13 protein-coding genes and 1 riboswitch are annotated in these 14,695 nt (G+C 70.0%); of the genes, 4 read left to right on the top strand and 9 right to left on the bottom strand.

Annotated elements, in window-relative coordinates; genetic code table 11:
* Positions 1–125: 125 nt before the first annotated feature.
* Together B118_RS0111035 and B118_RS0111030 are read right to left on the bottom strand one after the other, a co-directional pair.
* Entirely contained in the window at positions 126–1,376 is a 1,251-nt protein-coding gene (locus tag B118_RS0111035) for a peptidoglycan DD-metalloendopeptidase family protein (RefSeq protein ID WP_028192770.1), read from the bottom strand.
* Positions 1,377–1,468: 92 nt separating this feature from the next.
* The gene (locus B118_RS0111030) at positions 1,469–1,822 is read right to left on the bottom strand and encodes a hypothetical protein (RefSeq protein WP_028192769.1); all 354 of its coding nucleotides are present in this window, start codon (positions 1,820–1,822) and stop codon (positions 1,469–1,471) included.
* Between the two features lie 299 nt (positions 1,823–2,121).
* Here B118_RS0111030 and B118_RS0111025 point away from each other — a divergent pair, with 299 nt between their 5' ends.
* Positions 2,122–2,880 carry a VOC family protein gene (locus B118_RS0111025; protein WP_018222443.1) on the top strand — a complete coding sequence of 253 codons (759 nt, stop codon included), beginning with the start codon at positions 2,122–2,124 and terminating at the stop codon, positions 2,878–2,880.
* Here the strand turns inward: B118_RS0111025 and B118_RS0111020 are convergent.
* From B118_RS0111020 to mqnE, 7 genes are all read right to left on the bottom strand, one after another.
* Positions 2,867–3,682, bottom strand: coding sequence for an ABC transporter ATP-binding protein (locus tag B118_RS0111020; protein WP_018222442.1), 816 nt, complete (start codon positions 3,680–3,682; stop codon positions 2,867–2,869). The two genes, B118_RS0111025 and B118_RS0111020, sit on opposite strands and share 14 nt — an antisense overlap.
* Positions 3,679–4,779, bottom strand: coding sequence for a FecCD family ABC transporter permease (locus B118_RS0111015; RefSeq protein WP_018222441.1), 1,101 nt, complete (start codon positions 4,777–4,779; stop codon positions 3,679–3,681). The genes B118_RS0111020 and B118_RS0111015 overlap by 4 nt, the downstream gene beginning before the upstream one ends.
* 33 nt (positions 4,780–4,812) lie before the next feature.
* Complete coding sequence (locus B118_RS0111010; protein WP_028192768.1) at positions 4,813–5,751, bottom strand: ABC transporter substrate-binding protein; 939 nt, start codon at positions 5,749–5,751, stop codon at positions 4,813–4,815.
* Between the two features lie 81 nt (positions 5,752–5,832).
* Positions 5,833–5,956, bottom strand: a riboswitch (cobalamin riboswitch).
* An 82-nt stretch (positions 5,957–6,038) separates the two neighbouring features.
* Positions 6,039–7,919, bottom strand: coding sequence for a M14 family metallopeptidase (locus tag B118_RS0111005; protein WP_028192767.1), 1,881 nt, complete (start codon positions 7,917–7,919; stop codon positions 6,039–6,041).
* Between the two features lie 119 nt (positions 7,920–8,038).
* Positions 8,039–8,371: a DUF4229 domain-containing protein gene (locus B118_RS0111000; protein WP_018222438.1), complete on the bottom strand. Its 333-nt coding sequence runs from the start codon at positions 8,369–8,371 to the stop codon at positions 8,039–8,041.
* A gap of 35 nt (positions 8,372–8,406) precedes the next feature.
* Positions 8,407–8,829 (bottom strand): hypothetical protein, encoded by a 423-nt coding sequence (locus tag B118_RS0110995; RefSeq protein ID WP_018222437.1) that lies wholly within the window; start codon positions 8,827–8,829, stop codon positions 8,407–8,409.
* Positions 8,830–8,866: 37 nt separating this feature from the next.
* Complete coding sequence (gene mqnE / locus B118_RS0110990; protein WP_018222436.1) at positions 8,867–10,036, bottom strand: aminofutalosine synthase MqnE; 1,170 nt, start codon at positions 10,034–10,036, stop codon at positions 8,867–8,869.
* Between the two features lie 266 nt (positions 10,037–10,302).
* On the opposite strand from mqnE, the gene B118_RS0110985 reads away from it, so the two are divergent.
* The 3 genes from B118_RS0110985 to B118_RS0110975 all read left to right on the top strand — a co-directional run bounded on the left by B118_RS0110985 (position 10,303) and on the right by B118_RS0110975 (position 14,668).
* Positions 10,303–11,910 (top strand): C40 family peptidase, encoded by a 1,608-nt coding sequence (locus B118_RS0110985; protein ID WP_080678041.1) that lies wholly within the window; start codon positions 10,303–10,305, stop codon positions 11,908–11,910.
* A 530-nt stretch (positions 11,911–12,440) separates the two neighbouring features.
* Positions 12,441–13,079: a hypothetical protein gene (locus B118_RS32790; RefSeq protein WP_238323902.1), complete on the top strand. Its 639-nt coding sequence runs from the start codon at positions 12,441–12,443 to the stop codon at positions 13,077–13,079.
* Between the two features lie 197 nt (positions 13,080–13,276).
* On the top strand, positions 13,277–14,668 hold the full coding sequence (locus B118_RS0110975) for a DEAD/DEAH box helicase (protein ID WP_043541198.1): 1,392 nt from the start codon (positions 13,277–13,279) through the stop codon (positions 14,666–14,668).
* The last annotated feature ends 27 nt before the right edge of the window (positions 14,669–14,695 follow it).

Raw genomic sequence — 14,695 nt, 5'->3', positions numbered from 1 at the left:
GGGTACCGGCTGTGCCTCGGCGTGGCGCGAGAGCGCACGGATCGACCAGCCTAGCCCCTCCGACCACTCCCATCGACGGATTTTCGCCGGTGGTCGAACCCCGCGGAAGCCGCCGATGCGCAGTCCTAGAAGCCGAAGGGTTGGGCGGAGAGCAGGACCTCGGTCCAGCCGGAATCGGTCACCCTGCCCTGCCCGTACAGGTCGCTGCCGTTGTTGTCGTACGGGTTTCGGTCGCCGTATCGGTGCAGCGTGCCATCGCTGGTACGGCCGTAGTAGATACCGGTGCCGGGAGACAGCAGGTGGGTGATGTCCTGCCAGGTGCTCGACAACTCGCCGGACTCCCAGCGCCCCACTGCATTAATCTTGTACGACATCAATCGGCCATCCGAAACCGTACCGAGGATCCAGTCCGGCCCAGTCGTGGTCAGCGTCTTGAGGGTGAAACCGCTGTCGATCGTCACCCAATTGACGATCTCACTGCCGGACGGCTTCGTCGCGGTCACCTGGTGGCGCTGCAACACCCCCGCCGAGGTGAGCCCATACAGACCCCCGGCACCGTCATAGGAAAGATGAGTGTGCGTCCATCCGCCGCCAACAATCTTCACCGGCGGATCGAACGCCAACGACGCATCGTTCGTGACCACATCAACCCGATACAGGTCGCCCTCGGTCGAGGTCAACAGAATCGTGTTGAAGTTCAGCGTCGCCATCGCCCTCGGCGTGAACCCCAACGTCGCATCCGACGTCACAGCCTTCAAGAGCCGACCTGAACCCGACTCGACCAACGAATAGGTCAGCCTACCATCCGGCAGGATCCCGTAGATAGAAATATTGCCACAATTAGCACTAACGGCATTGACCGGTGGCGACAGCGGCTCCCCCGGGGGAAAACCGTCCGTCGTAATCTCCGAACGGACGCCGTTGAAGTAGGCCTCCACCTTGGCGCCTTCGTGCCGCTGCTCGTGATGCAGGTGAGGGGCGCCTGAGTTGCCGGTGCTGCCCACCCTGCCGAGCAGTTGCCCCTGCCGGACCCATTGTCCGGCGTAGACCACCGGGGGTGACTCCATGTGCAGGTAGAGCGAATCCCAGCCCTCGCCGTGGTTGAGCTGGACGTGCCAGCCGCCGCCACTGTCCCAACCAGCATACGAGACAGCGCCGGCGGCGGCGGCGAGAATAGGTCGGCCGGCCGTGTTGCCGCTGTTCGCGAACATGTCAACGTCGTAGTCATCATGACCGCGATAAGTGGAGATCTGCCAGGAATCACCGCACGGGAATGGAAGCTGGAAGGAAGGCCGCACACCGGCGGCCCGAGCCTCGGCCGGACGCGCTGTATCGACCACCACCGCACCGTTGCCGGCGAGGGCCAGTGCGGCCAATGCCGCCGGGAGGGAGCGACGTATTCCAGCTTTCGGGGACGTGGGTCTCCTCGGGGGTTCGCTGAGACGTGCTGGGATTGAAACGGCCACGGTCAGACACCCCCCGCCGAAGTGAGTCCACACAGACTCCCGGCATCGTCATGGGAAAGATGAGTGTGCGTCCATCCGCCACCAATAATTGTCACCGGCGGATCGAAAACCAACGACGCATCGTTCGTGACCGCATCAATCCGACACAGGTCATCCTCTGTCGAGGTCAACAGAATCGTGTTGAAGTTCAGCGTCGCCATCGCCCGCGGCGTGAACCCCAACGTCACACCCGACGTCACAACCTCCGAAAACTGGCCCGAGTCACCCTCAATAGCCGAATAGGTCAGCCCGCCGTCTGACACCACCGACACCAGTGACGGCCAGCTGGCTCCAACGAGGATCTCCGCGTCGCCCACCTACTTATGGTAGCGATCTGGGTGCGCCGAGACCCTACACAGCCGGGCATACCTCACCCGACCGGGGCAGTCAGCCAGGAGTTGTTCGGCGACAGATTAAGCATTTTTTGTTCAGTAACGCATTGGTGGCCCACGTGGGGTCCAGCCGCTGCGAAACCACCAGCAGCCAGGGCAACGCGGAAGCCCGAGTCACCTCTTGGCGTTGACGTTTGCCCATTTCCCGCCGGACGGGCTGTGGCAGTGTCATCATGCGGGTCGGGGCCGTGTCACCGGGGCCGCCCCGGACGAGAGGGGTTGAGGTGGGCATCGTTCCGGCGGGCACCCCCTGCTGGGCTGACCTGGCCGCGCCGGACCTCGACGACGCGCGCCGCTTCTACCCGGAGCTGTTCGGCTGGACCGGCCGGATCGCGCCGGAGCCCGAGGCGAACGGCTACACCGACTTTCTCCGCCACGGCCAGGCGGTGGCGGGTGCCGGGCTGCCGGCCATTCCCGAGCAGGTGCCGATCTGGTCGATCTACGTCGCCGCCGACGACGCCGACCTGGTGGCCGCGCGGGTCGAGGAGGCCGGCGGGCAGCTCGTGGTGCCCCCCTTCGACGTTTTCGACCGGGGGCGGATGGCGGTGTTGAGCGACCCGGCGGGCGCGACGCTGTGTGTGTGGCAGCCGTTGGGGATGCCCGGCGGCGAGGTCTTCGGGGTACCGGGGGCGATGAGCTGGACCGAACTGGTCACCCCCGACCCGGAGGGCGCGAAGGTCTTCTACGAGCTGGTCTTCGGCTGGCAGCCGGACGAGCCGCCAACCGGTCCGGCCGGACACACCGGCTGGCGCCTCGGCAGCCAGATCGTCGCCGGGATGACCACGCCGCTCGGCGACTACCCGGCCGGCGCGCCCGCGTACTGGTCGGTGTACTTCGGAGTGGCGGACGTGGACGCGACCGCCGCCCGGGCCGCCGCCCTGGGCGGGGCGATCCTGGTGCCGCCCCGCGACACCGCGGCCGGTCGCTGCACAGCCCTGCGCGACCCACAGGGCGCCCTCTTCCACGCGATCACCCCGCCCTGATCTCCAGCATCCGGCCGGGTGCGGAGGTGGGGCGGACGGGTACCACCAGTGGGCCGTGCTCGCCGTCGATCACCTTCACGGTGGCGCGGTAGTGGCGAGCCAGCAGCTCCGTCGTGAGCACCTCCCGGGAGGTGCCGACGGCGGCCACCTGACCGTCCGCGAGGAGCACCATCCGATCGGCGTACTCGCCGGCGATGGAGAGATCGTGCATGGTCGCCACCACGGTCAGGCCATGCGCCCGGCGGAGCTGGTCGACCAGTTCGAGGACGTCCTGTTGGTGGCCGATGTCCAGCGCGCTGGTCGGTTCGTCGAGCAGCAGCAGGGTGGCCCCCTGGGCGAAGGCCCGGGCCAGGAAGACCCGCTGTCGCTCGCCACCGGAGAGGGTGGCCAGTTCCCGGGCGTGGAATCCGGTGAGGTCCAGCCGGTCCAGGACATCGTGCGCGGCGGCCAGGTCGGCGGTGGACTCCCGGCCCAGCGGCGCGATGTACGGGGTGCGGCCGAGCAGCACGTAGTCCAGGACCGACATTCCGGCCGGCACCACCGGCGACTGGGCCACCGTCGCCACCACCCGGGCCCGGTCCCGGCGACGCAGCTGCTGGATCGGCGTACCGAAGAGGGATACCGCACCCTCGGTGGGCAGCAGGCCACCGACGGCGCGCAGCAGCGTCGACTTGCCGGCGCCGTTCGGGCCGATCACGGTCACCCACTCGCCGGCGGCGACACTCAGGTCGACCCCGGTGAGGATGGGTACGCCGGCCAGCCGGACCCGCAGGTCGCGTACCGCCACCGCCGGTGCGCTCATCCCAGCACCCGCCGGGCGCTACGCAGGACCAGCACGAAGAACGGGCCGCCGAGCAGGGCGGTCACCACGCCGATCGGGATCTCCTCGGGGGCGGCGGCGGTACGGGCGACCACGTCGGTGAGCGCCAGGAACGCCCCGCCGAAGAGCATCGACAGCGGCAGGATCACCCGATAGCTGGCGCCGGCGAGCAGTCGTACGGCGTGCGGCACGATGATTCCGACGAAGCCGATCAGCCCGGACGCGGAGACCGCGGCGGCGGTGCCGAGGGAGGCGGCGGCGATCAGCAGGTAACGGGACCGTTGCGGGTGTAGGCCCAGGCTGGTCGCCTCGTCGTCGCCGACCGAGAGGACGTCCAGCTCCCGCCGGTGCAGCAGGACCACCACGGCGGTCAGCAGGAAGTACGGCAGGACCAGCCACACGTCGTGCCAGCCGGCGGTGGCGAGCCGCCCGAGCAGCCAGGCATAGACCTGTTGGATGCTGTCTGAGTTGCGTTGCAGCAGGTACGTCTGGCCGGCGGAGAGGAAGGCGGAGACCGCCACCCCGGCCAGGATCAGGGTCGCCGGTGATCGGCTTCGGCCACCGGCGGAGCCGAGCAGGTAGGTCAGCGTGACCGCGCCGATCGCGCCGACGAACGCGGCCAGCGGGATGGTGACCGGCAGTCCGGTGATCGCCCCGCCAACCCCGCCAGCGGTGATCACCACGGTGACCGCGAACCCGGCGCCGGCCGCGACCCCGAGCAGGTACGGGTCGGCCAGCGGGTTGCGAAACACGCCCTGGTAGGCACCGCCGGCCAGGGCGAGCAGGCCGCCGACGAGCAGGCCGAGTACGGCCCGGGGCAGGCGCAGCTCGGTGATGATGGCGATCTCCCGCTCGGTGAGCCCGCTGTCGAGGCCGACCCCGGGGAGAAGGTTCAGCAGCTCGACCGCGACGCTGCCGGGTGGCAGGCTGACCGGGCCGAGGGAGACGCCCGCCACCAGGGCGGCCAGGACCGCGGCCAGCCCGGCGACGAGCCAGCCGGGCCGCAGCCCGGCGGGTCGAGCCGCGGCCGGCCGCCCCTCCGGCGGGCCGGAGGGGCGCTGGGTTACCACCTGCCGCATGGGAAGGCCTCTGCTATCGCCACCGGCCCAGCGTCACGCGGGGACCTTGGCGGTCGCCTCGATGATCGTGCGGAGCAGGTCGACGACGCGCGGGCCCCACCGGGAGGCGATGTCGTCGTCGAGCTCGACGACCTGGTTCTCCTGTACGGCGGTGATCGTCGCCCAGCCGGGTCGATCCTGGACCGACGCGACGCTCTGCTGGCAGCACTTGGTGTCGGCGAGGAAGACGAAGTCCGGGTTGGCCTTGACGATGACCTCCTCGGAGAGCTGCGGGTAACCGCCGCTCTCGCCGTCCGCGTCGGCCGGGTCGGCGATGTTCTCGAGCCCGGCGAGCGCGTAGAGCGAGCCGATGAAGGTCTTGCTGGTGGCGGTGTACAGCTCGGGGCCGAGCTCGTGGAAGTAGGTGAGCTTCTCCGCCCGCTCGGGCAGGTCGGCGACCAACTCCGCGATGTCGTCCTGCATCTGGCTGACCACGTCGGCGGCCTCGGCGGGGTGCCCGGTCAACGCGCCGACCTCGGTGAACTGCCGATAGGTGTCTTCCAGCGTGACCGCCGCCGGGGTGCGGAAGACCGGGATCTCCAGCGTGGTGAGTTGGTCCACGATCTTGTTCTGGTCGCTGGCGAGCAGCACCAGGTCGGGGTTGTGGGCGGCGATCGCCTCAGCGTTCGGCTGGAAGCCGGAGAGGTCGGTCCGCGGCGCCTCCGCCGGATGGTTGGAGTTGTCGTCGACCGCGACGACCTGCGGCCCCGCCCCGATCGCGAAGAGCATCTCGGTGGCGGTCGCCGACAGCGAGACGATCTTCTCCGGCTGCTGCTCCAGCGTCAGCGAGCCGACGGTTACCGGGAAGGTCGCGGCGCTGGACGCGCCGTCTTCGGCTGCGGGGGAGTCGGTGGTCTTCTCGGCGCAGCCGGCGAGTGCGAGCGCGGCCACCGCGAGGGCCGCGGTGAAGAACCGGGGGGTACGTCTGGACATCGGGCCTCCTGTCGGTCGAGGATTTGGTGCTTCGCCGACAGGGACCGAGGTGCCCGTCCACGAGGCGCCCTTCCTCGAGAGCGCGTATCGCGACCGACCGCAGGCGACCTGACTCGTCCCCGGGATGACCCCGGGGCATCACAGTTGCGGGACAGTGCCGGTTTCCCACCGGCTTCGCTGCGGAATGGTCGGTAGCACCGTAGCGCACGGTCGCGCCGGCGCCCGGAGGGCCGCAGACGTGTGACGAGGTGGGGGTGGGGGCCCAGGGATGGGCCCCCACCCGGAATTCAGGAAACGGTGATGGTGACGTTGTCGACGGCAGCCTCGACGAGGCTCCCGCCGGCGGCATCCGCCGCCGCCACCTGGATCTGGATCGACTGGCCGGCGTACGGCGTCAGGTCGAGGTTGGCCACCGACCAGGAGGCGCTGCGGTTGGTCGCCGCCCCGGCCTGGTTGAGCAGGGTGGTGGTGCCGCCGCTGTGCACGACGCTGACCCGGAAGTAGTCGGCTGAGGAGGCGTTCGAGTAGTGCGCCAGGTACCAGGCCAACGAGAGCGTCAGCGTGCCATTCGAGGGCAGGGCCACCGCCGGGGAGCGGGCGCTGGTCACGCCGCCGTCGATGTCGTGGGTGCCCGCCGAGGAGCCGGCGAGCCGGCCGGTGACCAGGTCGTTACCGCCCGCGTACGGGGTGAGCTGCTTGGCGCCGGAGTAGCTGGTCGCCTGGGCGGCACCCCGCTCCCACTGGCCGGTGGTGGCGCTGTCGGTGCCGTTGGGGTTGATCGTCCAGCCGGTCGCGGTCTCGAAGGTGTCCGCCCAGACCGTCTCCCCGCCGCCACCATCGCCGCAGTACTGGTCCTCCTTGCCGATCGCCCGGTACGGGCAGTCGGCGTACTCGGAGAGGAGCAGCACCGCTTCGCGGTTGCGGGCGGTCTCCGCCGGAATGACCTCATCGGGTGGGTAGAAGCCGCCGCCCGCGGCGGAGCGGGGGTACAGCTCGAAGGTGTACGCCCAGATCCCGTGCGCCCCCCACATCCAGTCGATGCTGCTGCCATCGGTGATGTACAGGTCGCTGGACTGCTGTGGGGTGTAGCCGTTGGTGGCCGCCATCTCCCCGCCGATGGTGGCGAAGGTGTTGTACTGGTCGGCGGTCATCCCCGGGGCGGTGTTGCTGTATGTGTAGCCGAATGGCCAGAGCACCAGCTCGGAGTAGGTGTGGAAGTCGATGTTGGCCTTGATCTGCTGGACTCCGCCGACGACCCGGCTGTCCACGAAGTCGCGCACCGCATCGGTCTCCGGGGCGGAGAAGGGCGACGGGCCCCGGTAGGTGCTCGACGAGGTGGAACCGGAGGAGCCGCCGCAGCAACCCCAGAGGTAGTCCCAGTTGCGGTTCAGGTCGGTGCCGACCCAGGACGAGCCGCTGTTCGGCTGCCGATTCTTGCGCCACGACCGGTACGAGCCGGTGGCGATGTCGTACTCGCTGCCGTCCGGGTTCACGGTCGGGACGATCCACAGTTCCCGGCTGTTGACCACGTTGGTGACCCGGGAGTTACTGCCGTAGTTGTCGGTGAAGAGGTTGAGCAGGTAGATCGCCATCTCCACGGTCAGGTGCTCCCGAGCGTGCTGCTGGGAGTTGAAGAGGATTTCCGGTTCGTCCTCGTCGGTCCCGACGTTGTCGGAGATCTTCACCGCCATCAGGTCCCGGCCCTCGTGCGAGGTGCCGATGCTGATCTTCCGCGCGATGCTGGGGTGCTCCGCCACCACCTGGTTCACCACCGCCGTCAGCTCGGCGTAGTTGTGGTAGTCGGAGTCGGCGGGCGGAAAGTCGGAGATGCCGACGTCCCCGTGGTCGTGATCGTGGTCGGCGTGGGTTACCGGAACCTCCTCCAGCTCGAAGCCCAGCTTGGTGATCGCGGTGGCCTCGGCGGCGGTGGCGGTGACGTGCAGGACGCCGTGCTCGGAGTAGTCGATCGCGGCGCCGGTGCTGGCGACCGCGCTGCGGTCGGTCAGGGTACGCGGGCCGAGCACCCGGTACTGGATGGCGGCCGACTCACCGCTGGGGTCCGGCGTGGTGTTCGCGGAGACCGGTGCCGCGGCGAAGGTAAGCAGGCCGAACCCCGCGGCGACGACGAGCGCGAGGCGGCGGCGAAGGGTGGGGGTGCGGAAGGCCATGGACAACCTCCTGATGAGCGCGGGAAACCTTCCCGCCTGGTACCGCACACTCCACCACCCAGCGCATGGTCATATCAATATTCTTCCATGCGTAAATTTGATGGGATCCCGGCCCGAGGTCAGGACTTCGGCGGGTCGCCACCCTGCTCCGCCGAGCCCATCCCGGTGGCGTCCTCGCCGCCCCGCTCCGCCGAGCCCGTCCCGGCGTCGTCCTCGCCGGCCAGCGCCGAACGCAGCCGCTCCTTCTCCGCGCGCCGTCGCTCGGCGGCGGCGGCCATCTCCTCGGCCATCTCCTCCCGCCACGGCCGCAGCAGGAAGAAGGCGAGCGCCGCCGAGAAGATCAACGCCACCATCAACTTGATAAAGAGATTCAACTCCACAAACCAGAGGGCCGCCAGCACGACGACAAACAGCCCGATCCGGCCCAGCGTGTACTTGACCGCCGCGCTCATCTCCGTACTCCGTTCTCCGCCGTCGACGGGCGGCCTCAGCCCGTCCTCCGGGCCAGCCACCGCACACCGTGGAACCACACCACCGCGTACCCGACGGTGAAGGCCGCCGCGCCCAACCCGCCGGAGACCACCGGCGGCAGGTCAGCGGTGAGGCCGGCCACCACCAAGCCGAGGGTCAGCCCCACGGCCCCGGCCACCAGGCCCGCCACCACCCGGGCGGCGCCAAACCCCCAGGCGCGGAAGTCATCCCAGTAGAGCCAGGCCGGCAGGATCACCGCCAACCACCCGTTGGCCTGGCCGAACTCCCCCGAACTGAGCGAGGTGAAGCCCCAGTCCAGTGCCACCAACGCGAGCACCCCGATGACCCAGCCAGCCAGGCTCACCCCGAGCAGGTCACCCAGGGTCAGCACCCGCCCCTCGGCATCTCGCCGGGGAATTCTGTTGCGCTGCTCGGTCATGGCCCTACGAGGGTACGCGAACCGCCGGCCAGGACGATCAGGCCCACACCTGCTGCGGCTGCGCGCGACGGTCGGCGAGCGAGGGCGCGGCGTCGTACTCGCGCACGACGTCGTACCGGGTGTTGCGCTCGACCGGGCGGAACCCGGCGTCCCAGATCAGGTCCAGCAGGTCAGCCCGGTTCATGGTGCTCGGCGTGCCGTACGAGTCGGCATCATGGGTGATCTTGTATTCGACCACCGAGCCGTCCAGGTCGTCCACGCCGAAGTTCAGCGACAGCTGGGCGACCGAGAGCCCGTGCATCACCCAGAAGCACTTCACGTGCGGGACGTTGTCGAAGAGCAGCCGGGACACCGCGTACGTCTTCAGCGACTCCGCCGGCGAGGCCATCGTCGTCCGCGCCTGGATCTGGTTACGGATCTTGCCGTCCGCCGAGTCGACGAAGTCATGCTGGTAGCGCAGCGGGATGAAGACCACGAAGCCGTTGGTCTCGTCCTGCAGCTCCCGCAGCCGCAGCACGTGGTCAACCCGGTGCCGGGGCTCCTCGATGTGCCCGTACAGCATGGTTGACGGGGTCTTCATGCCCTTGTTGTGCGCCAGCCGGTGGATCCGGGACCAGTCTTCCCAGTGGCAGGCGTGGTCAACGATGTGCTGCCGCACCTCCCAGTCGAAGATCTCCGCACCGCCGCCGGTCAGCGACTCCAGACCGGCGTCCATCAGCTCGTCCAGGATCTCGTCGGCGCTCAGTCCGCTGATCTTCTCGAACCACTGCACCTCGGTCGCGGTGAAGGCCTTGAGCCGGACGTTCGGCAGCGCCGCCTTCAGCTCACGGAGCACCTTCGGGTAGTAGCGCCACGGCAGGGTGGGGTGCAGCCCGTTGACGATGTGCAGCTCGGTGAGCTGCTCGTCCTCCATCTCCTTGGCCTTGCGGACCGCCTCGTCGATCCGCATCGTGTACGCGTCCTTCTCGCCCGGCTTGCGCTGGAACGAGCAGTACGCACAGCTGGCGCTGCAGACGTTGGTCAGGTTCAGGTGCCGGTTGACGTTGAACATCACCCGGTCGCCGTTGCGCTCGGTCCGCCGGTGATGGGCAAGCCGACCCAGCCAGGTCAGATCGTCGCTGTCGTAGAGGGCGATCCCGTCCGCGCGGGTCAGCCGCTCGCCGGCGTACACCTTCGCTTCGAGCTCGCGCTTGAGTCCGGCGTCCATCTCCAGCCCCGTCCTTCCGCCTGCGGTCCCGGTCGAGCCTACGTGGGCCGAGGAACCAGCGGTCAGCGCGGGCGGTGGGCCGCGACGAACCTCACCGCTCTCCTCCGTCGCCGTCAGCCGAATTCTCAGCCACTCGTAACCCGGCCATACATCGACATCGCTGCTCATCTGCGGTAGGACAGGGTGAGGCCGAGTGCGACACACCACTGGTAGCGTCCGGGCACCGTGTGCCCCCAATGCACGGATTAACCCAGACAAGGAGCGGAATGGGCGACAGCAGCTACGGACGGCGACCTCGACGAAGCCCAGTGATCTCGCCGGTGCTCCGTCCAAAGCTCTGGTCCGCGTTGCTGGGCATCATCGCCGCCGGTGCGCTCAGCGCGCCGGTCTACGCCGATCCGCCACTGCCCAACACCGTGCCCGACAGCGGCGCCCGCCCGGTCCTGTCCGGCCCACTGAGCCTGCCCGGCGGTGAATCGCCTGCCCCGTCGGCCACAACGCCGGTCAACAACCTCATCAACGGGCCACTCGCCACCCAGATCTACGCGGCCGAGGCCCGCATCGGCCAGCTGAGCGACGAGCTACTCCTGCTGAAGCAGCAGCGCACCGAGGCGGAGGCACAGCTGGTCGCCGCCGAGCAGGAGCTGAACGTGGCCCTGACCGCGCTGGCCAAGGCCCAGTCGCGCGCCGATGCCGCGGCCGCCGACGCGCTCAAGGCGGCTGCGGCGTTACCCTCCGCGCCCTTCGCCGACGATCTCCAGGATCTGAGCGAGCTCTCCGGCCTCGCCCGGGGGAAGGACGTCGCCGGCGGGGAGAGCACCGCGGCGACCCGGGAGCTCAACCGTGCCCGCGCCGACGAGCAGGCCGCGCAGCAGGTGATGACAGCGGCGCAGTCTCGGCTACGTTCCGTCAACACCTCCTACGCCAGCACCGAGCAGGCGTTGCAGAGCGAGAAGGCGAAGCTCACCACTCTCCGCCGGGACAACGAAGCCCAACTGCTGGAGCTGGAGCGTCAGCAGGAGGCGGCGGAGCAGGCGCTCGGCGCGCAGTGGGTCGCCGACGAAACGGCGAACGGGCTCGCGGCGCACCCCACCGCCCGCGCTGCGGTCGGCTACGCGCTGGATCAGCTCGGTGATCCGTACCTCTGGGCGGCCGAGGGACCGGATCGGTTCGACTGCTCGGGCCTGATCTGGGCTGCCTACCGCTCGGCCGGCTACCGCAGCCTGCCCCGGGTCTCCCGCGACCAGTACTACGCGACCCGAAACCGCACCGTTCCGCGGACCGGCCTACTCCCCGGTGACCTTCTCTTCTTCGCCTCCGGGTCGAGCTGGACCAGCATCCATCACATCGGCATGTACATCGGCGGTGGGCGGATGGTCCACGCCCCGAGCAGCGGCGACGTGGTCAAGATCTCAACTGTGACCTGGTCGCGCCTCTACGCGGCGACACGAGTGGTCGACGGGGTCCCCGCGCCCACGTCAACCCCGACGCCCACGCCGACCGCCTCGACCACCCCGAAGCCGACACCGTCCCCCTCGGCCACGAGCACCCCGCCGCCGTCGACCAGCCCCAGCGCCACGCCATCGCCCTCGACGAGCCCCAGCACCACGCCGTCGCCGTCGACCAGCCCCAGCACCACCCCATCGCCCTCGACCTCGCCAACCAGCCCCCCGCCCCCCACGACCAGCCCCAGCACCACTCCGTCCCCCACCGCCTCGCCCTCGGCGTCTCCGACCAGTACCCCACCGCCCACCACCTCATCCTCGGCACCCCCGTCCCCCACCGTCTCGTCCTCAGCGGTACCGACCGAGAGCTCATTCCTGCTGGGCTACGACAGCTCATTCCGGCTGAGCTTCGGCGCCTTCCTGCCGTAACCGGCGCGACCGCGCCGACCAGCCGACCAGCCGGCCCGACGGGTCAGCGCCACATCCGTAGCCGGGACACCTGGGGTGGCCCGGCAGATGTCCGGTAGCCCTGCTCCGGCTGTGCTACCTGGACGGAATGTGGCACGGTGAGACCAGGCATTCCCGGCTCGGGTGGCACGAGTCCGGGTGCGAGCACGGCGCGGAGGGCGAACATGGCCGAACAGAACGACCCGGTGGACCCATCCGCCACGGACACGACGGTTATTCGGCCGGCGACGGGGCAGGCCTGGGTCTACCACCAGGCTGGCCCCAGAGAGCCCGAGCCGGTGCAGCCACCCGAGCCCATGCAACCACCCGAGCCGGTGCAACCACCCGAGCCGGTGCAACCACCCGAGCCGGTGCAGCCACCCGAGCCATCCGTTCCAGACCCAGCTCCACCGGCACCCGAGCCGGCGCCGGCCCCCGGTCCCCACCCGCCGGGGCCGATCCGACCACAGCCGGCGCCACCTGCCCCGACACCGGCGCCACCTGGGCCGCCGGTGCCCGCGCCAACCGACCCGGCGCCGACCTCCCCGTTCCCGCCACCACCGGCCGCCTCCGGCGGCAGCACCGGGCCGTCCGGGCGAGCCAATGCCTCCGCGCCCGGCCCACTCCCCACCCCGCGCACCGCGACATCGCCGATCTCCGAGGTCCACCCGGAGTCACCACCGCCGGCGGCCTCGGCCGCCACCACCCAAGCCCTCCCCCCAACCAACCACCAGCACCCCACCCCGGCCTCGGCCGCCACCACCCAAGCCCTCCCCCCAACCAACCACCAGCACCCCACCCCGGCCTCGGCCGCCACCACCCAAGCCCTCCCCCCAACCGGCCAGCAGCAACGGCCGAGCATCGGGCACCAAAACCCGTATGAGGGTGACCTGAGCAGCCTCTACGGTGACGGGTCGGGCCTGTCCACCGTCGCCTTCCCGGTCAACCCGGTGGAGAACTCGGGCTCCCTGACCGGGCATATCCTCGCCCAGGGCCGGACAGAGATATCGAACGAGCAACGTCCCAGCAACACCCGGGTGCTGGCCGCCCTGGCCGCCTCGCTCGCCCTGCTGGTGGCGATCGGTGTGGTGGTCGTCCTCATCGCCAACAATGCGCTGGACGGTGCGTTCGAGAACCTGTCCAGCGGGTGAGCCCGCCCACTGTGCCCCGGCGGGTGTACGGCGCGGTGGGTCATCGCCGTACACTGGCGCGGAAACTGACCTGGCGTGCCCCTTCGCGCGCCCATGGGCGATCTTGCGGGTGATCCGGCGGCATTTCGTCGCGGCGGCCATCGCGAAGATGCGCCCCACTCGAAAGGCCATTCTTGACCACGTCGATCGACCCTGGCATGCCCCCATCCGCCCCCGAACTCGTCGACTTCGCCGCGCTCGGCCTGCCCCAACCCCTGGTCCGGACGTTGGCCCGGCAGGGGATCACCACTCCGTTCGAGATCCAACGCGCCACCATGCCGGATGCGCTCGCCGGCCGCGATGTACTCGGCCGCGGCCAGACCGGCTCCGGAAAGACGCTGGCGTTCGGCCTCCCCCTGCTCGCTCGGCTGGCGGACGGGGAACGGGCCCGCTCCCGACACCCGCGCGCGCTCGTGCTGGTACCGACTCGGGAGCTGGCTATGCAGGTCAGCGACGCCCTGTTCCCGCTCGGCCGGGCGATCGGGGTGTTCCTGCGGACCGCGGTCGGCGGAGTGCCCTACGACCGGCAGATCAGTGCCCTACGACGTGGCGTCGAGGTGCTGGTGGCCACCCCTGGCCGGCTCGCTGACCTCATTGAGCGGGGCGTCTGCCGCCTCGACGACATTGAGGTCACCGTGCTGGACGAGGCGGACCAGATGGCCGACATGGGGTTCCTGCCCGAGGTCACCGAACTTCTGGCCAAGACCCCCGCCGACGCGCAGCGGCTCCTCTTCTCGGCCACCCTGGACCGTGACGTGGACGCGCTGGTACGGCGCTTCATGACCGACCCGGTCACCCACTCGACCGCGCCACCGACGGCGGCGGTGGAAACGATGGATCATCACCTGCTGCTGATCCCACCGCAGGACAAGTTCTCGGTCGTCGCGTCGATCGCGGCCCGGGAGGGGCGGACGATGGTCTTCGCCCGGACCCAACTCGGCGTGGACCGACTGGTGGGGCAGCTCGCGGCAGTCGGGGTGCGCGCCGGCGGCCTGCACGGCGGCAAGACCCAGCGGATGCGTACCCGCACCCTGGCCGAGTTTCGGGAAGGCCGTACGAATGTCCTGGTCGCCACCGACGTGGCGGCCCGCGGCATCCACGTCGACGGCGTATCGCTGGTACTGCACGTTGACCCGCCGAAGGATCCGAAGGACTACCTGCACCGAGCGGGGCGGACCGCACGGGCCGGCGAGACCGGCGCGGTGGCGACCCTGGCACTGCCGAAACAACGCCGCGGCACCCTCGCCATGCTGGAGAAGGCGGGGGTGGCCCCGGCACAGACCCGGGTGCGAGCCGGTGACCCAGCGCTGGCCGAGCTGACCGGAGCCCGGGAACCGAGCGGCGTACCCGTTCGGGACGAGCCCGAGCCCGAGCCGCGCCGACGCGCTGGCCGGCCAGACGGGGCTCGCCGGTTCCCGGACCGTCACCGCCGTGGCGAACCGGTACGTTCCGGCGATCGCCGCCACCCGGGCCGGTCGACGGAAGGCCGGTCGGAGCGGCGATCGGGGGATCGGCGGTTCGGCGGCCGCCCGGCAGCGAACACCTACTGACCGGCCGGCGCCGGGCCGGCCGGAGGG

Origin of the sequence: Salinispora pacifica CNR114, assembly GCF_000514775.1 — a bacterium.
GTDB lineage: Bacteria > Actinomycetota > Actinomycetes > Mycobacteriales > Micromonosporaceae > Micromonospora > Micromonospora pacifica.
Note: the sequence above shows the minus strand (reverse complement) of the source record. Positions and strands in the feature narration are given on the sequence as shown.

Coding starts and splice junctions, on each gene's coding strand:
- B118_RS0111005 (WP_028192767.1), bottom strand. CDS start 7,919: ATGGCCTTCCGCACCCCCACCCTTCGCCGCCGCCTCGCGCTCGTCGTC.
- B118_RS0110995 (WP_018222437.1), bottom strand. CDS start 8,829: ATGACCGAGCAGCGCAACAGAATTCCCCGGCGAGATGCCGAGGGGCGG.
- B118_RS0111015 (WP_018222441.1), bottom strand. CDS start 4,779: ATGCGGCAGGTGGTAACCCAGCGCCCCTCCGGCCCGCCGGAGGGGCGG.
- B118_RS0110975 (WP_043541198.1), top strand. CDS start 13,277: ATGCCCCCATCCGCCCCCGAACTCGTCGACTTCGCCGCGCTCGGCCTG.
- B118_RS0111010 (WP_028192768.1), bottom strand. CDS start 5,751: ATGTCCAGACGTACCCCCCGGTTCTTCACCGCGGCCCTCGCGGTGGCC.
- B118_RS0110985 (WP_080678041.1), top strand. CDS start 10,303: ATGGGCGACAGCAGCTACGGACGGCGACCTCGACGAAGCCCAGTGATC.
- B118_RS0111000 (WP_018222438.1), bottom strand. CDS start 8,371: ATGAGCGCGGCGGTCAAGTACACGCTGGGCCGGATCGGGCTGTTTGTC.
- B118_RS0111020 (WP_018222442.1), bottom strand. CDS start 3,682: ATGAGCGCACCGGCGGTGGCGGTACGCGACCTGCGGGTCCGGCTGGCC.
- mqnE (WP_018222436.1), bottom strand. CDS start 10,036: ATGGACGCCGGACTCAAGCGCGAGCTCGAAGCGAAGGTGTACGCCGGC.